19 protein-coding genes are annotated in these 23,392 nt (G+C 53.5%); 7 read left to right on the top strand and 12 right to left on the bottom strand.

Features of this window, described 5'->3' with window-relative positions; translation table 11 throughout:
- Positions 1 to 44: 44 nt before the first annotated feature.
- The gene (locus ABJI30_RS09010) at positions 45 to 926 is read right to left on the bottom strand and encodes a CoA ester lyase (protein WP_348015849.1); all 882 of its coding nucleotides are present in this window, start codon (positions 924 to 926) and stop codon (positions 45 to 47) included.
- Between the two features lie 158 nt (positions 927 to 1,084).
- Between ABJI30_RS09010 and ABJI30_RS09015 the strand changes: the two genes are divergently transcribed.
- Entirely contained in the window at positions 1,085 to 2,359 is a 1,275-nt protein-coding gene (locus ABJI30_RS09015; protein ID WP_348015850.1) for an O-antigen ligase family protein, read from the top strand.
- A 73-nt stretch (positions 2,360 to 2,432) separates the two neighbouring features.
- On the opposite strand, the gene wecC is transcribed toward ABJI30_RS09015, so the two are convergent.
- Both wecC and wecB read right to left on the bottom strand, forming a co-directional pair.
- Complete coding sequence (wecC, locus tag ABJI30_RS09020; protein ID WP_348015851.1) at positions 2,433 to 3,731, bottom strand: UDP-N-acetyl-D-mannosamine dehydrogenase; 1,299 nt, start codon at positions 3,729 to 3,731, stop codon at positions 2,433 to 2,435.
- A gap of 100 nt (positions 3,732 to 3,831) precedes the next feature.
- The gene (gene wecB, locus ABJI30_RS09025) at positions 3,832 to 4,977 is read right to left on the bottom strand and encodes a UDP-N-acetylglucosamine 2-epimerase (non-hydrolyzing) (RefSeq protein WP_348015852.1); all 1,146 of its coding nucleotides are present in this window, start codon (positions 4,975 to 4,977) and stop codon (positions 3,832 to 3,834) included.
- Between the two features lie 112 nt (positions 4,978 to 5,089).
- Between wecB and ABJI30_RS09030 the strand changes: the two genes are divergently transcribed.
- Positions 5,090 to 5,446 carry a hypothetical protein gene (locus ABJI30_RS09030; RefSeq protein ID WP_348025486.1) on the top strand — a complete coding sequence of 119 codons (357 nt, stop codon included), beginning with the start codon at positions 5,090 to 5,092 and terminating at the stop codon, positions 5,444 to 5,446.
- Here ABJI30_RS09030 and ABJI30_RS09035 read toward each other — a convergent pair.
- Genes ABJI30_RS09035 through ABJI30_RS09045 form a run of 3 tightly spaced genes read right to left on the bottom strand, consistent with a single transcriptional unit; the run spans position 5,443 to position 8,648 of the window.
- Entirely contained in the window at positions 5,443 to 6,510 is a 1,068-nt protein-coding gene (locus tag ABJI30_RS09035) for a mannose-1-phosphate guanylyltransferase/mannose-6-phosphate isomerase (protein ID WP_348015854.1), read from the bottom strand. The two genes, ABJI30_RS09030 and ABJI30_RS09035, sit on opposite strands and share 4 nt — an antisense overlap.
- The gene (locus ABJI30_RS09040; protein WP_348015855.1) at positions 6,510 to 7,325 is read right to left on the bottom strand and encodes a class I mannose-6-phosphate isomerase; all 816 of its coding nucleotides are present in this window, start codon (positions 7,323 to 7,325) and stop codon (positions 6,510 to 6,512) included. Before ABJI30_RS09040 ends, ABJI30_RS09035 begins: the two co-directional genes overlap by 1 nt.
- A 15-nt stretch (positions 7,326 to 7,340) precedes the next feature.
- A complete protein-coding gene (locus ABJI30_RS09045; RefSeq protein WP_348015856.1) occupies positions 7,341 to 8,648 on the bottom strand; it encodes a UDP-glucose/GDP-mannose dehydrogenase family protein in 1,308 nt (435 codons plus the stop codon).
- A 290-nt stretch (positions 8,649 to 8,938) separates the two neighbouring features.
- On the opposite strand from ABJI30_RS09045, the gene ABJI30_RS09050 reads away from it, so the two are divergent.
- Entirely contained in the window at positions 8,939 to 10,900 is a 1,962-nt protein-coding gene (locus tag ABJI30_RS09050) for a nucleoside-diphosphate sugar epimerase/dehydratase (protein WP_348015857.1), read from the top strand.
- A gap of 22 nt (positions 10,901 to 10,922) precedes the next feature.
- Here the strand turns inward: ABJI30_RS09050 and ABJI30_RS09055 are convergent, their stop codons facing one another.
- Genes ABJI30_RS09055 through cysD form a run of 3 tightly spaced genes read right to left on the bottom strand, consistent with a single transcriptional unit; the run spans position 10,923 to position 14,469 of the window.
- On the bottom strand, positions 10,923 to 11,666 hold the full coding sequence (locus tag ABJI30_RS09055; protein ID WP_348025485.1) for a 3'(2'),5'-bisphosphate nucleotidase CysQ: 744 nt from the start codon (positions 11,664 to 11,666) through the stop codon (positions 10,923 to 10,925).
- Positions 11,648 to 13,573, bottom strand: a complete 1,926-nt coding sequence (gene cysN / locus ABJI30_RS09060; RefSeq protein WP_348015859.1) for a sulfate adenylyltransferase subunit CysN — start codon at positions 13,571 to 13,573, stop codon at positions 11,648 to 11,650. Before cysN ends, ABJI30_RS09055 begins: the two co-directional genes overlap by 19 nt.
- Positions 13,573 to 14,469 carry a sulfate adenylyltransferase subunit CysD gene (cysD, locus tag ABJI30_RS09065; protein ID WP_348015860.1) on the bottom strand — a complete coding sequence of 299 codons (897 nt, stop codon included), beginning with the start codon at positions 14,467 to 14,469 and terminating at the stop codon, positions 13,573 to 13,575. The genes cysN and cysD overlap by 1 nt, the downstream gene beginning before the upstream one ends.
- A gap of 237 nt (positions 14,470 to 14,706) precedes the next feature.
- Here cysD and ABJI30_RS09070 point away from each other — a divergent pair, with 237 nt between their 5' ends.
- From ABJI30_RS09070 to ABJI30_RS09085, 4 genes are all read left to right on the top strand, one after another.
- Complete coding sequence (locus tag ABJI30_RS09070; RefSeq protein WP_348015861.1) at positions 14,707 to 16,104, top strand: O-antigen ligase family protein; 1,398 nt, start codon at positions 14,707 to 14,709, stop codon at positions 16,102 to 16,104.
- Between the two features lie 189 nt (positions 16,105 to 16,293).
- Positions 16,294 to 16,941 (top strand): polysaccharide biosynthesis/export family protein, encoded by a 648-nt coding sequence (locus tag ABJI30_RS09075; RefSeq protein WP_348015862.1) that lies wholly within the window; start codon positions 16,294 to 16,296, stop codon positions 16,939 to 16,941.
- Between the two features lie 68 nt (positions 16,942 to 17,009).
- Complete coding sequence (locus ABJI30_RS09080) at positions 17,010 to 19,205, top strand: polysaccharide biosynthesis tyrosine autokinase (protein WP_348015863.1); 2,196 nt, start codon at positions 17,010 to 17,012, stop codon at positions 19,203 to 19,205.
- 32 nt (positions 19,206 to 19,237) lie between these two features.
- On the top strand, positions 19,238 to 20,464 hold the full coding sequence (locus tag ABJI30_RS09085; RefSeq protein ID WP_348015864.1) for a hypothetical protein: 1,227 nt from the start codon (positions 19,238 to 19,240) through the stop codon (positions 20,462 to 20,464).
- Positions 20,465 to 20,508: 44 nt separating this feature from the next.
- Here ABJI30_RS09085 and ABJI30_RS09090 read toward each other — a convergent pair whose 3' ends face one another.
- From ABJI30_RS09090 to ABJI30_RS09100, 3 genes are read right to left on the bottom strand one after another with little or no spacing between them, the layout of a single operon-like run.
- Entirely contained in the window at positions 20,509 to 21,336 is an 828-nt protein-coding gene (locus ABJI30_RS09090) for a hypothetical protein (RefSeq protein WP_348015865.1), read from the bottom strand.
- Entirely contained in the window at positions 21,333 to 22,163 is an 831-nt protein-coding gene (locus ABJI30_RS09095; protein ID WP_348015866.1) for a glycosyltransferase, read from the bottom strand. The genes ABJI30_RS09090 and ABJI30_RS09095 overlap by 4 nt, the downstream gene beginning before the upstream one ends.
- 9 nt (positions 22,164 to 22,172) lie before the next feature.
- Positions 22,173 to 23,390, bottom strand: a complete 1,218-nt coding sequence (locus ABJI30_RS09100) for a DegT/DnrJ/EryC1/StrS aminotransferase family protein (RefSeq protein ID WP_348015867.1) — start codon at positions 23,388 to 23,390, stop codon at positions 22,173 to 22,175.
- Positions 23,391 to 23,392: the final 2 nt, after the last annotated feature.

Consider the following 23,392-nt stretch of genomic DNA (forward strand, 5'->3'; position numbering starts at 1 on the left):
AGTTTTTGCCGGTTTGTCGAGGCTGAACGCACTGACCCGCGCGGTCAGATGGACGCGCGCGCTGCGATGGCCGAGGCCAATGCGAGAGTCTGCTCCGCTTGCCGGAGATGGAGGACTTCGGTCATTTTGCCCTCGACCGTCAATACACCTTTGCCGGCATTGGCAGGATCCGCAAATGCTGCCACAATGGCCCGGGCTTCAGCGATTTTGCCTTCGCTCGGCGCAAAGACCCGGTTGGCTATTTCAATTTGCGAGGGATGGATCAGCGTTTTTCCGTCAAACCCGTATTTCCGCCCTTGCTCACATTCCGCTTCCAGTCCGGCTGGATCGTTGAAGTCGTTATAGACACTGTCGAGCACAGTCATGTCATATGCGCGCGCCGCCATGATCGTCTGCGCCATGGCCGGGGTAAAAAGCGTGCGATCCTGCTCTGCCCGCATCTCTTTCGCCAGATCATTAAATCCCATAACGAATGTGCTCAGCCGATTTTGCAAGGCCATGGCCGCAATCTCCGCGATATTGAGGATCGCCAGCGGCATTTCGATCATCGCCCATAGCTTCATCTCGATATGCGTGTTTTCATTTTCCATGAAATCGGTGAGTTCGACAATATTTTTTGCATCGACTATTTTGGGAACCAGAATGGCATTCGCGCCGCTTCCGCAAATCTGCGTCATGTCTTCGGCAAACCAAGGCGTGTCCATTCCATTGACCCGGACAACGAGCTCGCGGGAACCATAAGCACCCGACGCAATAGCCGCACAGGCCTGATCGCGCGCGTCCTTTTTGGCTTCCGGCGCGACAGCATCTTCGAGATCGAAGATGATCGTGTCTGCGGGCAGGGTTTTTGCCTTTTCCAGCGCGCGCGCATTGGATGCGGGCATATAGAGGCAAGAACGGCGGGGGCGGTATGTTTCCTGGGTCATGTCTGCGCCGTATATCGCAACTGACCGGGGCTGCAAATCGGAACAGGGTTAATTTTGCTTAAGCTATTTTCAATATGTTGATGTTATCGCGTTTTTACCGTGAATTTCGGTGTCAGCCTGATTGCTGACAACAAGCCATGGTGCAGCGGGGGTAGAAGATGCAGACTGAAAACGGAAAAGCTCCGATATCCCGGCGCCCGGCCTATTTTTTGTTGGCACTGACGCCGATATTGGCTGTTCTTCTGCCATGGGATTTCGGCCCTGTTCAGACGACATACCGGATCGTTGTGGCCGATTATTCGCTTACTGCGCCGATAATCCAGCTGCTTGTCTATTCATCGATCATGCGCAGGAACAAGCTGACATTGTTCAAGCTGAACTGGTTTTCCAGCGGCGACAAAATTGCCGCACTGATCCTGGGGCTCTGTGTCGCCTATACCAGCTTTTTCATCCAGATATTCAGCTTTGCAGCCGTCGTTGGCCTTTTGATTTTCTATATCCACATCATCTTTTCTCTTGCCATATATCAGGATATTCCAACGCGCGAGAACCGCGATCTGGAGAATTTCTGGATTGCGCTGGGATTGGCAACGTTTGTCTATGCCTTGCTGTGGGTGTGCGGATATATTGCCTATCCTCCCGCACCGGATGACTGGACCAGAAATGTCCCCGGCGTGACGAACGTCCGCTGGACCGGTTTTTTCTGGCTGGCAACATTTGCGGCAGGTCTGGCCATTGCCGGCCGGAGCGAGAAGCCGATCAGGATTCTGGCGATAATATTTGGAATATTCGGATTGACGCTGGCCATATGGACCGGGTCTCGCGGCGCATTGCTTGCGATTATCGGTTCCGCGGCGGGACTGTTGGTTTTCGCGCCGCGCTTCCGTAAAATCAGCCTCCGCTACATAGCGATCACTTTCACTCTTTCGGTGAGCCTCTCTGCTGTTCTGCCGGTTCCCATTCCACAATATGGGCTTGCCCGGATATTGGGCTATGCCCAGTCGATGGATGAATTCAAGAGAGGTGATAGCGGCCGGATTGAGATCTGGAAATCGACCATGAAACTGGTCAAGAACCAGCCATTGGCCGGGCATGGTATCGATCAGTTTCAAAGAATGGGACCGGAAAAAACTCTGGGTTTCAAAGGGCCACATAGCTGGCCCATGCAGGTTCTCTTCTCAATCGGCTTCCTCGGCGCCGGAGTGTTGATTTACGGGGCAATTCGCTTCTTGCTGCTCTTCCAGATGCAGGTCGAACATCCGCATCAGCTCGCTGCTCTAGCCTATTTCTCGGGTGGTTCGGTCTATATGTTGTATGACAATTTTCTATACTACACGTTCCCCATCACCATTTACACGGTGTCCGCTCTGATGATCTTTCGATTGCGGTCAAATGTTGCGGTCAAAACAGCCGCCATTCCAGCGACAGGTTAACCGATCCGCCTGTTATGGTTTGCGGATTTCGATGGTCCGGAAACAGCCGACATCTCTAACCAGCCAACCTCATTTACCCTGCCAGTCTGAGGCCCTTGACCGCTTGCGAGCTGTCAGGCTGGTCTGGCCAGATGCCGCGCGTGTCATACACGATCTTCTCCGAACGTTCATCCAGAGGTATCGATTTGAACATGTCGTGATCGGTTAGCGTGATCATGACCGGACAGCTTTCCAGCGCCTGGTCGATGTCGATCAATGTCGCTCCGGTACCTTCAAATGCAGGAGGCAGTTCGCTCGCATAGGGTTCCACGATTTTGATCCGCCCACCGTACCGTCTGGCAAGCTTGGCTGCGATTTTGAGAGCAGGGCTTTCACGAAAGTCGTCGATATTCGCCTTGAACGCCAATCCGAAACAGGCAATCGCAGCACCGGGAAGTTCGTCGATCATCCGGGACGCTTGCTCCAGTACATGATCGATTTTGCCGTCGTTCACTTCCCGCGCAATGCGGATGAGCGGCGTGTGATCGGGCGCGCCATGGATGATGAACCATGGGTCGACCGCGATGCAATGCCCGCCGACACCGGGACCGGGTTGCAAGATATTCACCCGCGGATGGCGATTGGCCAGACGGATGACTTCCCACACGTCGAGATCCATCTGATCAGAAACGATTGAAAGTTCATTCGCAAAAGCAATGTTCACATCGCGATAGCTGTTCTCGACCAATTTGGTCATTTCTGCAGCGCGCGCCGTTGTGGTCACGCATTCTCCGCGCACAAAGCGACGATAAAAGCCCAGTGCCTTTCGTGCACAACGCGGCGTAATCCCGCCTATGCAGCGGTCATTATTGGTCAGCTCTTCGAGTATCTTCCCGGGAAGAACACGCTCCGGACAATAGGCAATCGCAATGTCGGGAATGTCGCCTGTCTTGCCGGGTATTTTCAGATCTGGCCGCAGTTCGGCAATCAGGTCCCGCATTTTTTCAGTCGTACCTACGGGCGAGGTCGATTCCAGTATTACGGTGTCGCCTTCTTTCAGCGCCGCGGCAACATTGGTCGCCGCATCCATTACGAAGCTTGTGTCTGGAACATGGTTCTCGCCAAAGGGCGTCGGTACGGCAATCACAAATACATCTGCCGGCTCTACCTGCAAGGATGCGCGCAACGTGCCGCGCGCAACCACACCCTGCACGAGCCCGTCGAGATCCACTTCCTCGATATGAATTTTGCCATTATTTATCGTGTCCACGACATGCCGGGTCACATCAACGCCCAGCACGTGACTGCCCGAACGCGCGATTACAGCCGCTGTCGGAAGGCCGATATACCCCAGGCCGAGCACACAGACGGCAGGTTTTTCTTCAGATAGCATGGCGGATCAATCTCCCGGGCGCAAAATGGCGCAATTTCTCCCTTTCGGGATAGCCGAAGATCGTAAATATTTCGGTAACGACTGGCGCGGGAGCCGCAGTTTAACGGGACAGGCCTGCCGCAATTATGTCGGCAATCCGTTCACTGGCCTTGCCATCGCCAAACGGATTGTGCGCTTTGGCCATATTTTCGTAATATTCTTTGTTGTCCAGCAGCTTGTGCGCCTCTGAAACAATGAGTTTGCGATCTGTACCGACCAGTTTCGCAGTCCCCGCTTCGACGCCTTCCGGCCGTTCTGTTGTATCGCGCATGACCAGAACCGGTTTGCCAAGGGCGGGAGCCTCTTCCTGCACCCCGCCGCTGTCGGTGAGCATGAACGTGCTTGCATCCAGCAATCCGACAAAATTGGGATAATCCAGGGGTTCGATCATGGCGACATTGTCCAGACCACCGAGCGCTTCGCTCATGATCGCACGGACATTTGGATTGAGATGAACCGGAAAAATCAGAGCCACGTCATCGCGATTTGCTATCTCGCGCAAGGCGCCGGCAATATTGGACAGGCCATCCCCAAAATTTTCGCGTCTGTGACTGGTGACGCCAATGATTTTCCGATCGGAGAAACGGTGCAACAGGGATTTGAGCTCGTCGTTCAGTTCCAGCTGTTTTCCGGTCTTTTCCGCGGTAACCAGAAGCGCATCGATCACGGTATTTCCGGTTACATGTATCTTGTTGCCGGCGATGTTCTCCTTGCGCAGAGCTTGTGCGGACGTTTCGGTGGGTGCAAAATGCTGATCGGCAATGGTACCGATGATCTTGCGGTTTACCTCTTCCGGCCATGGATGATAAATATCATAGCTTCGCAGACCGGCTTCCACGTGACTGACCGGAATTTTTCGATAATAAGCAGCGAGTGCACCGCACATGGCTGTCGCCGTATCGCCCTGCACGACAACCCGTTGCGGGTTGACCTGGTCAAGTGTTGCGCCAATTCCCTGGAGCAGTCTTGCCGTCAGTTCGTCGAGATTTTGATCCGGCCGCATTAGATCGAGATCAAATTCCGGTGTGATTTCAGCAATTTGCAGAACCTGATCGAGCATTTCCCGGTGCTGGGCAGTGACACAGGAAATCGTCTCCAGCGCCTCGTGATGTGACAAGGCCCTGACAACGGGAAACAACTTGATTGCTTCCGGCCGGGTTCCGAAAATAACGACAACTCGGGGTGCGGGATTTGACGTCTCGTTCATGCGCATGCCTATAGCAGCATTTGGCTAAAAATCTGATAACCTTGGAATTTCTGTTTCGTTCATTGACGGTTATGACTGGCTGCGCCAGTTTAGGCTCATGGAATGGTATGAAATGAAATTATGGCTCGAAAGCCTGCTAAACCTCGACAAGGATGCTCTCCATATTTATGGCGCGGTTTTGGTGCAGTTGTTGACAGCGATCCTGTTGCGACGATCGCTGGCCAGCCCGCTGCCCTGGATTGCCGCTTTTGCGGTCACATTTTTAAATGAATATCTCGACTTTCGACAAGCCGGGCCAAGCGAACGATCGATCGCCTTGTACAAGGAAGCCGCCCTGCATGACATATGGAACACGCTGTTGTTGCCAACCGGATTATTCCTGATCGCCCGGTTCTGGCCAACGTTGCTGACAACCCAAAAAACGGAAGAACATCTGCTGCCTGCTGAATTGCAGGAAGACGAGATCTAGTCGTCCCGGTTCATTTCCATCAATATCTTCTTGACGTTCTGGGACTGCCCGCGCGGCAGGATCATGATCTGATCGTCGCGGGAAACGATGATCAGATTGTCCACACCATAAGTGGCGACGCGAATGCCGTCGGTCTGAATCAGATTGTCGTGTGAATTGACGGCAAGTACATCCCCGGCCAACACATTATTCTGCTCATCGGCGGTTAGCACTTCAAACAGGGAATCCCAGCTCCCGACGTCTGACCATCCCGGATTAACCGGTGTCACCGCCACTTTCTCAGCTTTTTCCATAACTGCATAGTCTATGGAATCGGAGGGTGCATCGGCGAAACTCTGCTCATCAGGCAAAATGCGCGTACCCGTACGATCTGCGTTTTCCATGGCCTTTGTCGCGGCGCGGAGCATTTCCGGATTATGTTCCTCCAGAGCCGCCAGATAGCTGTCAGCGCGAAAAAGGAATATACCGGCATTCCAGAAATACCCGCCGTCGCTCAGCATTTGTTCTGCATATTCACGATTGGGCTTTTCAACAAATTTGCGCGTGGCAAAACTGCTGACGCTGCCGACCAGGGCTTCACCCTGTTGAATATAGCCATATCCCGTTTCCGGGCCCGTCGGCTGGATACCAAATGTCACCAGCCAGCGTGCTTTTGCCAGCGGCAGGGATTGTCGGACGGCATTCTGAAATGCATTGACGTCCTTGATCAGATGGTCGCTGGGCATCACCAATATCGGGGTTTGGGGATTCTCGCAGGCGAGAGCAGCCAGCGCAATGGCGGGCGCTGTGTTGCGCGCGCAAGGTTCCAGAATATGCGCCATCGGACCCGATCCGACTTCATCCATCTGATCTTCGGCGAGCTGCGCATGCCCGGCTCCACCGACAATGATCGGTGATCCGAACAGATTATCCTGCTGGCATCGCTGAAGTGTCAATTGGAACAGGCTCAATGGTCCGACAAGATTCAAAAATTGCTTGGGGCGGTCAGCCGTGGACACCGGCCACAAACGGGTGCCCGAGCCGCCTGATAATATGACGGGGGTGACGAGGTCGTTTTCAGGCATTATTTCCCCCCTGGTTTCATCGTGCAAGCGACAAGCGACCTGACATTTTTCTTCAGGTCGATTTCGCTGCTGCGGGTACAAAGTCCGCATTCACCGGACGCAATCAGTTTTCCGCGCACCGTCACTTTACCTTCCAGCGGGACGACATGCCATTCCGAGGCCTGGATTTGATGGAAGATGTCCGGATCATCACCAATAACCTGGAACAGTCTGAATTGCGGACCATCAATCAGTTTCGCAGATTGGTCAGCCTCTGCCCGGCTTTGGTGTTTCAGATCATAAGGCGCAGGGGTTGCAACTTCGATCGCCTCTTCCAGATGGAGTTCACGAGGCCGACCATAGTCATAAAGGCGATAGGTGACATCGACATTCTGCTGAATTTCGACCAGCGTGATTCCGGGACCGATGGCATGGATGGTCCCGGCCGGAACGTAAAAGACATCCCCGGGCTGTACCGGTCGCCAGTCGATCAGGTTTTCCATCTGTCCGCACGCCACGGCCGCATGAAGCTTGGTCGTGCTGACGGATTTGGTCAGTCCAATCCCGAGCTTCGCATCCGGTTCGGCATCAAGAATATACCAGCATTCTTCTTTGCCGTGCGGAAACCCTTGCCTGCGGGCTTGCCGGTCATTGGGATGGACCTGGATCGATAGTTTGTCGCTCGTAAACAGATATTTGACCATTAGCTGGGGCGTGACGCCGGTCGGCGGCTCGAACCAGATTTCTCCGATCCGAGATGACCTGTCCCCGGCAAAAGGCTGTGGCAGTTTGTCCTGCCCCCATGGTTTGGCTACGAATTTTCGTTTGAGCTTCATGCGCCGACCGCCGCTTCAGGCATTTCTGCCGATGCTGGTATATCTCAAACCAGTCTTCGCAACGTCCGCCGGGTGATAGATATTGCGCAGATCGACAAGAACATCGCCTGCCATAGTCGCCTTCAGTTGTTCAAGATCGAGCGCGCGGAACGCATCCCATTCCGTCACGATCACCACTGCATCTGCATCTTTGGCTGCATCATAGCTGCTTTCGGTCATTTCAACGTCGGGCATGATTTCGCTGGCAACGGCCATGCCCTCGGGATCATATGCAACCACTTGTGCTCCGGCATCATTCAGCGTCTGGGCGATGGCAATGGCCGGTGCGTCGCGCATGTCATCTGTATTGGGTTTGAACGTCAGGCCTAGCAACGCAATTTTCTTGTCACGGGCCTCGCCGCCAAGCGCCTGTATGACTTTTCGGCCCATTGCACGCTTGCGCTGATCGTTGACCTGCACAACGGCTTCCACAATACGAACCGGGCTTTCATTGTCCTGTGCCGTTTTGAGCAGGGCCAGTGTATCTTTGGGAAAACAGCTTCCACCATAGCCGGGTCCGGCGTGGAGAAATTTCGCGCCAATGCGATTATCCAGGCCGATGCCACGTGAAACTTCCTGAACATCCGCGCCGACATTCTCGCACAGGTCAGCGATTTCATTGATGAAGGTGATCTTCGTCGCAAGGAATGCGTTGGCAGCATATTTTATCAGTTCTGCTGTACGGCGCCCGGTAAACAGGATTGGCGATTGATTGAGAAACAGCGGGCGGTAGATTTCACTCATGACCTCTTTTGCCCACTCGACTTCTGCACCTATCACAATACGGTCCGGGCGTTTGAAATCATCGATCGCCGCGCCTTCCCGCAAAAATTCCGGATTGGAAACGACGGCAAATTGATCGGCCGGCAGTTTCCTGGAGAGGATCAGTTCCACTTCATCTCCAGTCCCGACCGGAACCGTTGATTTCGTGACAATGACCGTTGGTTTGGTCACTGCATCTGCAATTTCCTCGGCGGCTGCATAGACGTAGCTGAGATCTGCATGGCCATCGCCGCGCCGCGATGGTGTGCCCACGGCGATAAACACGGCATCGCAATCGTTTACCGATTCCCCGAGATTGGTCGAAAACGAAAGGCGTCCTGCCTCGACGTTGCGCTGTACCAGTCCGGCGAGGCCAGGCTCGTAAATTGGCATGATATTATTGTCGAGCTTGTCGATCTTGGACTTTTCCTTGTCCACGCAGATCACCTGATGTCCGAAATCGGCAAAACAGGCACCCGAAACCAAGCCCACATAACCCGAGCCGATCATTGCAATTTTCATGTTTGTCCTTTGATTATATTATGTTGTTACCCGCCAGAGCCAAGCCACTCGACGCTTCTGGCCTGTTCGACTGATCGGGTCAAGTTCCGCCAGTTCGGCCCTGTATTGCCGGTGGTTTAACGGATTGGATCATTTTTCGGGTCAATAGCAGAATTTCTGGTTGGAGAAAGCAGAAAGCGCACGGTTCCGGCGAGCAGAAACGGCGCCGATCGGGTCCTGAAACTGATTTTTTGAATTCGTTACATCGAAAAGTTTGGAAATCATGATATTAATGCACTAACGGTTTGCTTATGAGCCGCTTCGCAAAGCCAAAAACCGGAAATGCCGGTCCCCTGACATCGGTCATCGTGTCGATATTGGGTCGTATCGCCGATTTCCCGAGATGGCAGAAGCAACTCATTGTCGTCTTTCTGGACATGATCCTGTGCGTGCAATCAATCTGGATTGCCTATTCCTTGCGGATCGGCGTGTGGGTCTATTGGGATATCGCAATCCAGAAAGTGGTCCTTGGGGCACTGCTGTTCATGCTCCCGATATTCTACATGATGGGCGTTTACCGCGCCATATTCCGCTATGCGGGCTCGGGCATGATGAAGACCCTGGTGCGTGCGTTTGCCATTTATACGGTGCCCATGATCATCCTGTTCTCGATTGTCGGCGTTGCAGGTGTACCCAGGACACTGGGCGGAATTCAGCCGATAATTTTCTTCATTCTGGTTGGTTTCGCGAGAATGACCGCGCGTTATCTGATGGTCGACATTCTGGGCCGCAACCAGTTTGGCGGGCAGGTTAAATCGGTTTTGATCTATGGTGCCGGTAACGCTGGCCAGCAACTGGCGGCCTCGATGCGGTCAGAACCCGCAATGCAGCTGCACGGCTATGTTGACGATGACCGGCGACTGGATGGTCAGAAGCTGGATGGAGACAAGGTGTTCTTCAGCGATGAGCTACCCAGGATCATTGAAAAATATGGCATCACCGACATATTGCTGGCGCTGCCCAATATTACCCGGTCAAAGCGCCGTCAGATTGTTGGCCAGATTCAGCAATTCAAAGTCCATGTTCAGACTTTGCCCAATATGAAAGAGATTATGGACGGGCGGGTCTCGTTCAATGATATCCGGGAACTGGATATTGAGGATCTTCTCGGGCGTGAACCGGTGGCACCTAATGAATTGCTGCTCGGCCGGACGATATTTGGCAAGGCCGTGCTGGTGACCGGCGCCGGCGGCTCGATTGGCAGTGAATTGTGCAGGCAAATTGCAATTTCCGGAGCCCGGCGCATCATCATGTACGAACTGACCGAATTTTCTCTCTACTCGATCGAGAAAGAGCTGCAGCAGTTAAAGCGTGAAGGGCGTGCGGCAAATCTTGAAATTATCCCGGTCCTGGGATCCGTGACAGATGCCAGCCGGTTGCAGGAGGTTTTCGAACAGCAACGCCCCGAAACTGTTTTCCACGCTGCTGCGTACAAGCATGTCCCGCTTGTGGAAGCCAATCCGGTCGAGGGCGTTCGCAATAATATTCTGGGGACATATGAAACCGCGAACGCAGCTTTCGAAGCAAATGTCGACGACTTCATTCTGATCAGTACCGACAAAGCCGTGCGCCCGACAAATGTGATGGGGGCGACCAAGCGCGGGGCCGAACAGATTGTGCAGGCCTTTGCCGAGAAGGATGGGGACACCAGATATTCCATGGTCCGGTTCGGCAATGTGCTCGGATCGAGTGGTTCGGTTGTACCGCTGTTCCGTCAGCAAATTCTTGTGGGTGGCCCGATCACCCTCACGCACCGTGATGTAACGCGCTATTTCATGACAATCCCCGAGGCGGCACAACTGGTCATCCAGGCAGGCGGCATGGCCAAGGGTGGCGAAGTGTTTGTGCTCGACATGGGTAAATCTGTCCGTATCATGGATCTCGCCAAAACGATGGTTCGACTGTCCGGTTTGACGGTCAGAGGCGAAGATGATCCCGACGGTGACATAGAAATTGAAGAAGTCGGGTTGAGGCCTGGTGAGAAGCTGTATGAAGAGCTGATCATCGGCGAAAATCCCAAGCAGACCGTGCATGACCGGATCATGATGGCGCGGGAAGGCCATATGGGATGGGGTGATTTGCAAAACCTGCTTCAAAGCTTCAGGACAAGCCGCGATGCCGAAGACGTCACCCGGCTACTGAAAATTCTGGTTCCCGAATTTGAACATGAGCGGGACAATCCTGGCAGCGCAAGTGTCGAACAGGCGTCCTGAAAGCGCAGCCTTCACTGATTGATTATAACGCAGCGACAATGGCCAGAATTTGTGCGGCGTCTTCTTTGTGGCAGATCAACAAATCCGGCAACCAGGTTTCACTCTGGTTATAGATCAGCGGTGCACCGTCAATGCGAGAACAGTGCAGGCCGTGCGCCTGCGCAACCGCGACGGGAGCGCAATTGTCCCATTCATATTGACCGCCGGAATGGAGATAGATGTCGGCTTCACCCCTGACGACAGCCATGGATTTCGCTCCGGCGCTGCCCATGGGAATAAGTTCTGCATCCAGTTTTTTGGCCACATGCAGCGCTTCTTTGGCCGGACGTGAGCGGCTGACAACCATGCGCAACCGGTCCTGACGGATCGGTTCCGTTCCAGGTCGATCACTGCGTAAAGTCACACCCAGATCAGGGAGGGAAACCGCTCCGGTAACAGCCTGACCCCGAACAGCCAGCGCGACATGTACTGCCCAGTCGGAACGTGCTTCTCCATATTCACGGGTTCCGTCAACGGGATCAATGATCCAGACGCGGTCCTGTGTCAGGCGATCTTTGGTATCCTTGCTTTCTTCCGAAAGCAGGCCATCATCCGGCCGGGCTTCGCGCAGGGCAGCGACGAGCATTTCATTTGCCGTCTCATCCCCGGCCTTTCCCAGTTTCTTGCCGGTCAGCCGGGAGTCTTCTCTCAGCCGGACCAACATACGGCCCGCATCTTCTGCGAGTTTGCAGGCCAGATCGCCATCGGTCATATCGTATAGGCCCATGCACCGGTTATCTTGTCAACAATCAGCTCTGCGGCTTCTTCGGGACTCATTTTGGTCGTGTCGATCCGCAATTCCGGATTGACCGGAATCTCATAGTCACTGTCAATGCCTGTAAAGTTCTTCAATTCGCCAGCGCGAGCCTTTTTGTACAACCCTTTGACATCGCGTTCTTCGGCCACTTCCAGGGGCGTATCGACAAAGATTTCGATAAATTCGCCTTCGGGCAGCATTGAACGGACAAGAGATCGCTCTGCACGGAACGGAGAGATAAACGCCGTGAGAACAATCAGGCCGGCATCGGCCATCAGCTTGGCGACCTCGCCGATCCGGCGGATATTTTCAACGCGATCGGCATCGGTAAAGCCCAGATCTTTGTTGAGACCATGGCGGACATTGTCGCCATCGAGCAGAAAGCTGTGCTTTCCTGATGCGTGCAACCGTTTTTCGACCATATTTGCAATTGTCGATTTGCCAGAACCGGACAGGCCTGTGAACCACACGACCCGCGGTTCCTGACGCTTTTGCAAAGCGTGAGCCTCGCGGTCGATATCGACATCCTGCCAGTGCACATTTTGTGAGCGCCGAAGACAAAAATGCAGCATTCCGGCTGCAACGGTCGCGTTGCTGATCTTGTCGATCAGAATGTATCCGCCCAGATCACGATTGTCGGCATATGGCTCGAACACAATTGGTCGGTCGGTTGAAATTTCCACCACACCAATGTCGTTCAGTTCCAGCGTTTTGGCGGCCAGCTGATCCATATTGTTGACGTTAATCTGGTATTTGGGAGGCTGGACCGTGACGCTGACCATCTGGCTGCCGGTCTTCATCCAGTAACTCCGGCCCGGAAGCAGGCCGTCTTCGTCCATCCAGACAAGGGTGGATTCAAACTGATCGGCCACTTGTGGCGGGTCATCTGCAGTCGCGATTACATCGCCGCGTGAACAGTCAATTTCATCTTTGAGCGTGAGCGTGACCGACTGGCCGGCGACGGCCATGTCCAGTTCCCCATCTGCTGTCACAATGGCTTTGACGGTAGAAGTTTTTCCGGATGGCAAAACCCGAATGCTGTCCCCGGGTTTTACGGATCCGCTAGCTATTTGTCCGCTGAAGCCCCGAAAGTCGAGATTGGGCCGGTTGACCCACTGCACGGCCATGCGAAACGGCTTTTGCTGATTGGCCGTCACCGCAACTTCTACAGTTTCAAGATGCTCAACCAGCGAAGGGCCATCATACCAGGGCATGTTTTCCGAGCGCCGGGCAATATTGTCACCTGCGAGGCCCGATATGGGAATAGCGGTAAAGGATTCTATTCCGATATCTTCGCCAAATTTCGCATATTCGGCGATGATGCTGTCATAGGTCTGCTGGTCATAGCCGACGAGATCCATCTTGTTCACCGCCACGACCAGATGTTTGATTCCCAGCAAATGCGCCAGATAGCTGTGTCTGCGGGTCTGAGTCAAAATGCCTTGCCGGGCATCGATCAGGATGATGGCAAGGTCTGCGGTCGATGCACCGGTCACCATGTTACGTGTATATTGCTCGTGACCCGGCGTATCGGCGACGATGAATTTGCGTTTTTCGGTCGCAAAAAACCGATAGGCGACATCGATGGTGATGCCCTGTTCGCGTTCTGCCGCAAGTCCGTCCACCAGCAGCGCAAAATCGATTTCCTGCCCCTGTGTGCCCAGCTTCTTGCTGTCTGCTTCAAGCGACGCCAGCTGATCCTCGAAGATCATCCGCGAGTCATAGAGTAGCCGCCCAATAAGCGTGGATTTGCCATCATCCACCGATCCACAGGTGATGAAACGCAGCATCGACTTGTGCTGATGCCGGTCAAGATAGGCATTGATATCTTCCGCGATGAGCGCGTCGGTTTCGTAGACTTTTTCAGGACTGTCCATCAGAAATAGCCCTCCTGCTTTTTCTTTTCCATCGAAGCGCTCTGATCATGATCAATCGCCCGGCCTTGTCGTTCCGATGTGGTGGTCAGCAGCATTTCCTGGATGATTTCCGGCAGTGTTGTTGCTTCGCTTTCCACGGCACCGGTGAGCGGATAACAGCCCAGCGTCCGGAACCGGATCGAACGATCAACCGGCTCTTCGCCGTCTTCCAGCCTAAACCGTTCGTCATCCACCATCAGCAGCATGCCATCGCGTTCCACCGTGGGCCTGGATGCCGAGAAATAGAGCGGGACAATCTCGATATTCTCAAGATGGATATATTGCCAGATGTCCAGCTCCGTCCAGTTGGAGAGCGGAAAAACCCTTATGCTTTCACCATTGGTTTTGCGCGCATTGTATAATTTCCAGAGTTCAGGTCGCTGGTTTTTTGGGTCCCAGCGGTGATTGGCAGACCGGAACGAAAAAATTCGTTCCTTGGCCCGACTTTTCTCTTCATCTCGCCGGGCACCGCCGAACGCGACATCAAATTTATATTTGTCCAGCGCCTGCTTCAGCCCTTCGGTTTTCCAGATGTCGGTGTGCAGCGCGCCATGATCAAACGGGTTGATACCGCGTTCGATGGCTTCCGGATTCTGATGGACGAGAAGCTCCATGCCTGCATTTTTGGCTGCTTTTTCGCGGAGTGCATACATTTCCTTGAACTTCCATGTCGTGTCGACATGAAGCAAGGGGAAGGGGGGCGGAGAAGGGAAAAACGCCTTCTTTGCCAAGTGCAGCATGACGGCGCTGTCTTTGCCAACCGAATAGAGCATGACGGGCCGATCCGTTTCGGCCACGACCTCACGCATGATATGAATAGCCTCCGCTTCAAGGCGTTGAAGGTGGGTCAAAGTCATAAAAATCGGTCTTTCACAACGGCGACGATAAGCGCAGTTTCGGGGTGTTGCAATCGCATCAGATGAATGATGCTCCTAACGCAACCCGCATACAAAAGCTGGTAAGAAATTCTACGCGTTGCTAAACAACATTTTTGCCTTTGTAGTCGGGAAAAATAAGTTGACCCGATGGGATATACCGCTACTTGGCGGGAATTGCCTGTGTGTCGCAACCATGTAAATTGAGAACCGATGTCGATGTCGATCAAAAGCCTGCTGTCCAGCCTGACGTCCCCGAACGGACGATTTTTTGCGCTGACCGGTTTTCTGATCATCGTGTTCCTGATGGGCGGTGGTTCCCGTCCTGACATACAATCTCTTGTGATATTGCGGCCACTGGCGTTCGGATTCATTGCCTATGCATTGATTGTTGCCACCCGGGAAGAGTTGAAACCGCTCAAAATTCCGTTGATTTTACTTGGATTGCTGGGCCTTTTGATGTTCGTTCAGCTATTGCCGATGCCGCAGGCATTTTGGGAACAGCTGCCGAGTCGAAAGCCCATAGCCGAAATCGCGGAACTAGCGGGAATGGGCGAGTTGTGGCGCCCAATTTCGATGGTCCCTTCACGCACACTGAACAGCCTGTTTTCACTGAGCGTACCGCTCGCAGCTTTGCTGCTGTGCGCAATTCAAGCCCCGCAGCATGGCCGGCGCATCGTCGGCGTGCTGATTCTCCTTGGCAGTTTCAGCGCTTTGCTTGGCGCGCTGCAGCTTGCAGGTTCGGGACAGTCTGCGCTCTATCTCTATCGCGTGACCAATGCTGATACACCCGTCGGTTTGCTGGCCAACCGTAACCATCAGGCGGTTCTGCTAGCCAGCTCTGTGCTGATGGCCGCGTGGTATTTTGTTTCATTTCGTCAGATGCCGAACCGAAATCTTGAATGGGCCCGGATTGCAGCGGCACTGAGTCCGTTGCTGTTTCTGCCCCTGATTGTTCTGACCGGATCAAGACTGGGCATCATTGTCGGCGCGACAGCGGTTTTTGCAGCAGGATTGATGGTGTTTTACCGGGGTTATGTCACACCGGACTCCCAAAAGGGTTCGGCCGTTGAAAAGTTTATCGCAGCTCATCGCACCAAAATCACCATTGTCGCAATTGTTGCGCTGGTTGCCTTGCTGGTGTTGCTGTTCTCCGATTCCCTCGCGATCCGGCGCCTGGTATCGGCCAAATTCTTTGAAGATCTGCGCGCCGACGTGTTTCCCGTGCTGCTGTCCATGGCCAAAGAGCATCTGGTCTTTGGTACCGGATTTGGTTCTTTTGAAAATGTGTATCGTGCTTATGAAACCAAGGATTTGTTGCAACCCAACTATCTCAACAATGCCCATAACGACTGGCTGCAATATGTCATTGAGGCTGGTCTGGGCGGCATTCTGATTGCCTTGGGTTTCCTTGTCTGGCTGGTAATCGCGGTTTGGCGGGGTTATTCGTCCGGCTCTGTCCGCAAGACCTCTCAGACCGACATGTGCCTTGCTATTATCGCAATAATTGCGATGGCAAGCATCGTTGACTATCCGCTGCGGGTGCCGACGATCATGGTGCTCATGGCCTTTTGTGTGGTTCGTCTGGCTCGTTCATCCGCCGATCAGAAACAATAGTTATAACGCCGCGCATCGCGCCCGGGTTGGCGAAGTTTCCCTTTACCTCTCAACTCGGCTTCTGTAACGCAAAGCGACGAACCTGATAACGTCCAAATATTGCGAAAACTGGTGGAATAAATTTCTATGCGTCTGGCTGTAATTTGTCTTTTTTCTCTTTGTTTTCTTGCAGGATGCTCGGGCAGTAAGGTGATTGGCAACAGTCCGTCCGTTACCGTTATTTCATCGGAGCAACTGCCCGCGCCATCGCGTGCGGATCTTCTCGCTGCAAATCGGTCTTATCTGATTGGCCCTTTTGACAAGCTGAGAATCGATGTCTTTGGCATCGAGCAGCTGCAGAAAGAAGTCCAGATTGATGCCAGTGGGCGTTTGTCCTTCCCGTTGATCGGGGTTGTCGAAGCAGCGGGCCTGACTCCAGGCGAGCTGGCCGGCGTGCTTGAGCAGCGACTGCAGGGACAATATGTCAAAAACCCGCAAGTTACCGTCAATCTTGAAGAAACCGTCAGTCAGGTGATTACGGTGGATGGCCAGGTCGATCGACCCGGCCTTTATCCTGTCATCGGCAGAATGACACTGATGCGCGCGGTTGCGACGGCCGGAGGCACTGCGGAATTCGCAAAGCTGAATGATGTCGTGATTTTTCGCGAAGTGGATGGCCAGCGTCTCGTTGGTCTGTACAATCTGAAAGGCATCCGGCGCGGGAATTACGAAGATCCTGAGGTTTTTGCCAATGATGTTGTTGTTGTAGGAGATTCTCAGGCCCGCCGAATTTTCAAGGATATCATTCAGGGATCTTCTTTGATTACGACCCCGCTACTGGTCCTCACCCGTCCCTGACAACGTTCAAACATGATCCCTGGCCGGTCACGCGCCAGAACAGATATGAGATATAGAATAGTCCGAACATGAACAAAATTTTGCCTTCCAGTTCTCCAGCGCCAGATGCGGAAAAAAACGCGCGTCTGGGTGCCGTTCCCCTGCTTGAGCAATATTGGCGTGCAGCGCGGAATCGGCTGCCCGGAATCGCGGTTATCATAGCGACCTGCCTGGTAATCGGTATTGTGATTACCTTGCTCATGTCGCCACAATTTACATCCGAATCCCGGATAGAAATCAGCCGCAAACAAGACAATGTGACGAATGTTGAAGGTGTTCAGGCGGAAGAACTGGGCCAGGACCTCGAATTTTATCAGACACAATATGCCCTGCTGGAGGCACGATCACTGGCGGAGCGCGTTGCACGCGAACTGAAATTGATCACCGACAAGACGTTTTTTGACCGATTTGGAGTAGATGTAGAGAAAGAGGGGCTGTTCTCCGGACCAACCCGCCGTTCTCCCGATGCCTCCGAACGCAGCGAGCGTCTGTCACTGGCCTCCGAGATATTGCTCGACAACATGGTGATCGAACCAATCCGGGGATCCAGTCTGGTCGATATCAAGTTTACCAGCCCGGATCCGAAATTCTCGGCTCAGGTTGCGAATAGCTGGGTTGATCAATTTGTTGCATCGACCATGGACCGGCGTTTTTCATCTACTACTGATGCGCGGGACTTTCTCGAACGGCGGCTGTCCGAATTGCGGCAGCGACTGGAAGATTCCGAACGCCGTCTTGTCACCTATGCGTCGAGCAAGGCGATTGTGACATTGTCGGGCAATGTCGGTGGTTCCAGCGAAACGGGGGCACAGCGGACATTGGTTGCTGCGGATCTGGAATCCTTGAATGCAGCATTGGCGGAGGCGACCTCTGCGCGCATTGTTGCCGAGAGCCAGGCAAGGCAGCGCAGCGGCGCCAGCCAGAGCAGCCTTGCAAATACCGCGATCTCCGGAATTCGGCAGACACGCGCTGAAGTCGCATCAGAGCGAGCGAAGCTTCTGACGCAGTTTGAACCCGAATATCCCACGGTCAAAGCGCTGACATCCCAGCTGGAAGCCCTGGATCAAAGTATTGCGGATGAAGAATCCCGCGTTCGTTCGAGCATGAACACCAGCTATGTCGAGGCGCTGCAGCGCGAGGCTGAACTGCGCCGTCAGGTGGAGCAACTGAAATCACGGTTCCAGACACAGCGCCGGGATTCAATTCAGTATAATATCTATCAGCGTGAAGTGGAAACCAATCGGGAGCTGTATGATGCGCTGTTGCAGCGGTTCAAGGAAATTGGTGTCGCGGGTGTGGGCAATAACAATATTGCTGTTGTCGATCGGGCACAGGTCCCCGACGAACCGTCAAGTCCGAACCTGCCGTTCAATGTCTTGCTGTCATTAATTGCCGGTCTGGCTTTGTCGGGCGGATATGTATTTGCTCTGGAACAGATTGATCAAAGCCTCAAAGATCCGGCTGACGTTCAAAACTTTCTTGGCCTGTCGCCGCTGGGTGTGGTGCCGCACGTCGACAAGGAAGATATCGTCACTTCACTACGGGACAAAAAGTCGGTCGCCTCGGAAGCCTATTTTTCTATCGGCACCAGTTTGTCCTTTTTGACTGACCACGGTGTTCCGAAATCAATCTTGCTGACCAGCACACGCCCCAATGAGGGCAAATCGACTTCTGCCATTGCGATTGCGGAAGTGCTGGCTCGCATGGGTCACAAGACGCTGTTGATCGACGCTGACATGCGCAATCCATCCGTTCATCATTTTGCCGGAATCAACAATGAGGCCGGATTCAGCAACTATTTGACCGGCCAGTCCAATCTGGCCGAATTGATCACGGTCTCTGAAAACCCAAATCTGGTCTACATGACTGCCGGCCCGATCCCGCCCAATGCTGCAGAGCTTTTAAGTGGATCCAATGCCAAGGATCTGGTTCGCGAACTGTCCAAAACGTTTGAGCATGTCGTCATCGACGGACCACCGGTTCTTGGCCTTGCTGATGCGCCGTTGCTTGCCCGGACCGTAGAAGGGGTGATCTACACAATTGAAGCCAATGGTGCCAAAATGCGTTCGGTTCAAACTGCATTGCAGAGAATCGAAGCAGCAAATGTGACGGTCTTTGGAGCTATTGTGACGAAACTGGATTCGCGCAACGCCGAATATGGTTATGGATATTCCTATTCCTACGGCGACAATGGCCCCGGAGATTCGGACGAGGCCAACGGCTGATGCTGAGTATCCTGGTTCGAGTTCGCTAGAACATGTCACAAACAACAATCCGCCCTGTCAAAGCCATTATCATCATCGTGATTGCATTGGTGCTCGCCTTTTGCAGCGCAATGGCGGCGATGGGAGGTGTCTTGCGGGATGGCAATCCACACATGGCATTGCGCTTGCCGTTCACCAACGGGCTGGCCCATGGCGCCATGGCAGATCTGGAGCTCAGAGCAGATTTGGTGAAAACCGGAGGTGTGCTCCCGGAAAAACTTGATCCAGACCTGGTAACTGCGGCGCGAAACGGTTTTCGTGCGGAGCCGACCTCGTTCAGAGCCATCCGGATGCTGGCATTTAATCTGGATTCGACTGGCGATAGTGAAGCTGCTCGGTCGGTCATGCACAAGCTGATTAAAATTACCAAGCGAGACGACATGGTCAATTTCTGGCTGGTTCAGGATAGCGCCAAAAAAGAAGATCTGGATTCAATCCTGAAATATTACGATTATTCTCTGCGCTCCAGCCGCGCTGTGAAGGAGCTTCTGATTTCGACAATGTCCAATGCGCTTGCCGATGAAGGGTTTGTGGATCCCTTCACCAAAATGCTGGGAAGCGAACCCCCATGGGCAGATGATTTCTGGCGGGTCGCAGCGGCACGGCAGGAAAATGCTTTGAACGCGGCAACGCTTCGGTCGAGACTGCACAAGCAAAAAATTGATAATCCGGCGAACAATGATGTCCTTATTCTGGAGAATCTGATCAAGGACGGGCATTTTGAGGAAGCTTTTGACCTGTATGCCGTTCTGGCCGGTACAACCAAGGCAGATGGAAACAGTCACGTGCAAGGCGGCGATTTTGTAAAGCGGCCCCGACTATATCCGGTTGAATGGCGGCTGTTTTCTTCCGGTGAGTTTGGATCAGAAGTCGACCTTGACACAGACAGTCTGCTGGTCAGTTCCCTGCCAAATATTCAGGCAACTTTTGCGACCCAGATCGTTCACTTGCCAGCTGGTGCTTATAGCCTGAGCGCAGAGGCTGCGATACAGACGCCGGCAGCGAGCAGCCCGCTTTATCTGCGATTGCGCTGCGCTGATGCGGAATCTCCCCGTCGACCCGATGATATCTTGCGGGTTGAAAATGGCAGCTCGCGTACAACAATCGAAGTCGCTGAAGGGGGATGTTCCTATTATTGGCTCACGCTGCTCGGGGACGAACTGGATTCGCTGGACGGATATGATTTTGCGGTGTCGGAAATCGCGCTAGCCAGAAACTGATTTCTGGCTATCGGTTGGCCAGCACCCAGACCGCTGCAGATTGTTCAAACGCGCCGGGCCAGACTGTAATATCGGTTGAGAATTTTTGATACGCCCGGGATTTTTCCTGCAATTCTATACGCTTGTTTGAGAACTTTGAACACGACCTTGCGTGTTAATGCTGCGGCCCGCGATGCTACAAACCGATGCGGGTGCAAACTCAGGATCATGGATTCATTCTCCTTCAGCCGGCTGTTCAGGCTCGACCATTCGATTGGCAGGCCATCTGCCATGGCGCTTGCGTTTGAAGCATCATTGCCGCCAATATCGCCTATGATCCGCAAGGCATATCCTGCGTCGGACAGATAAATGCCGCCCGGAAATCTGCCGTCGAAATCAACGACGATGTCGTAAATATCGGGATATTTTTTCCGAATGGTGTCGTTCTTGAAAAAATCCTTGTTCGAACGCCAGCCGTTGCGAACTTTGGTCGGGTTCCCGTGCGGGCAAACCGTACGGATATTGTGACCGATTGCCGAAAATACGGACAGATAGTGATCAAACTGCTCTTCCGATTTTGCGAAATCTCCGTCGTTCTCGTCCAGCACATCGTAGTGATACGCGACTTCATGCCCCATTTTACCTATCTGTCGGACGGCATCCTTGCCCGCTTCGGTGTCCAGCAGATCAGCCTGAAAATAGAACGTCGCCACATGGCCGCAGTCCGCCTCGATCTGTGCCATTTCGACGGCACGCTCGATATTGCATTCGACATCATGTTTCAGAAACAAGCCACCGGCAGGTTGTTCCCGGGTGGAAGAAATGGAACGAGAGACATGGCCCTGCTGCGCAAATTCAGTCAGCATCTTTTTATATTGTGCGAGCGTGATCAATTTTTTGTCCTCAGAAGATGTTTATATACCGCTGAGCGGAATCGGTTTGGGGTCAGAACCTGGACCAGGAATCGAAATCCGGAACCTGCCAGAAGCAACGGCAAGCTGGTGGTCCCCTGTTTCAAACTGTATATCTGCAGCCGGCTCTCGTTCCACCAGTATTTCAAACCCCCTCGGCGACTGTACATGTCGGGACTTGTACGGAACCTTAGCACCACGTCTGGAATATTACGAATTTCATAGCCATTCGCGATCAATCGTATCCACAAATGATAATCTTCATTGTTGAACCATGTCTGGTAATTGCCCACGTCCAGTACGGCACTGCGCTTCACGATTGAAGTCGGTTGTGCAACCGGCGAGCGCGTCTTCAGATAGTTTATGACGTCCTCGTTGGTGTGGGGCATCGTCCGAATGGAGAGGTCTTCAACCTTGCCATCTACTTCGACAAATTCCCTTACAGCCCCGCCGGCTACCGCAAGCTTTGGATAGGCTTCAAACTCCTGCAACAGTTTCTCGAAGCGCAGCGGCATCGAGATATCGTCGGCGTCGATCATTGCGACCAGGTCATGGCTGCAGGCCTCGAGCCCTTTTGCCCGCGCTTCACCATGGCCGCGATTTTCGGGAAATGCGATAATCTGGGTGGGAAGCGCTTCCGAGCCAAATCCTTCCACATAGGCTTTTATGTCGGCTGGCACCGGGCCATCCAGGACGGTGACCAGTTCATCCGGCTTTATGCTCTGGTCGACAAATGCGCTATCCAGCGCTTCCTGAACTTCAGAAAGCTTGTTGCCGTGATACAGGCAAAGCAGTGCAGAGAATTGCATGGCGTGTTCCTAGGCAATCCCGGAAGCTGTTGTGCTTGCCATGCCGAAGACCTGTTCCATTGCGGATTGGGTCCTGGAGATCTCTTCATCAGTCAATGTCGGATGAACCAGAAACATGAGGCTGCGTTCGCCCAGATCGGCGGCATTTGGCAATGGGTGCCCGGGTAACCATGTGACGGAATCAAATGCCTTTTCCTTGTAGATTTCGGTACAGCTTCCCTGATAGCAGGGAACGTCCAGTTTCCGGAATTCCGACAATATGCGATCACGCGTCCAATCCGGTCCGGCCTTTTCCGGGTTGAGCAGGAGATAAAATTTATACCAGGCCGGTTCGGCGCTATTGCCGTGTCTTGCCTGATGATTGGGTATGGTAATAATCCCCTCGGGACCGGAAAATTTCTCGGCAGTCTCGATCAATCTTTCCGCATTGCGGGTGCGCGCGGCGGTCCACTCCGGAAGTTTTTTGAGCTGGATGCGACCGATTGCGGCCTGCATTTCCGTCATGCGATAATTTGATCCGAAACTGTCGTGAACCCAGCGAAAACCGGTTCCATCATGCTTCTCGTGTACTTTGTCCCAATCCTTGCCGTGATCTTTTGCGCTCCACATTTTCTTCCAGAGCGCTCTGTCGCTGGTCGTGATCATGCCGCCTTCGCCGCCGAGTGTCATGATCTTGTCCTGGCAAAAGGACCATGTTCCGATGTGGCCGATACTGCCGATCGGTTTGTCATTATATCGTGCGCCATGCGCCTGTGCACAATCTTCAATGACCACGATGTCATGAGCTTCCGACAGCGCCATGATCTCATCCATGTCGCACGGCCAGCCGCCCAGATGTACACAGATGACCGCTTTGGTACGTTCGCTGATCGCCGGTGCAATTGTGGCTGCCGAAATATTGCCGCTATCGGTATCGATATCTGCAAAAACGGGCGTCGCTCCGCATCTGACAATTGCCGAAGCAGAGGCGAGAAAGGTTCTTGGGGTGACAATGACTTCATCGCCGGCGCCAATGCCGCAGGCTTCGAGCGCGATTTCAATGGCAACGGTTCCGTTGGAAACCGCTATGGCATGGCTGGTGCCTGCCCAGTCTGCAAATTCCGCTTCGAATTTCTTGCATTCCTCTCCGGTCCAGTAGTTGACCCGGTTGCTGAGCAGCACATCATGTGCGGCCTTCGCTTCTTCGGTCGAAAATGACGGCCAAGGGGAAAAACTGGTATTCAGCAACG

Source organism: Parasphingorhabdus sp. (assembly GCF_039968395.1).
Taxonomy (GTDB): Bacteria; Pseudomonadota; Alphaproteobacteria; order Sphingomonadales; family Sphingomonadaceae; genus Parasphingorhabdus.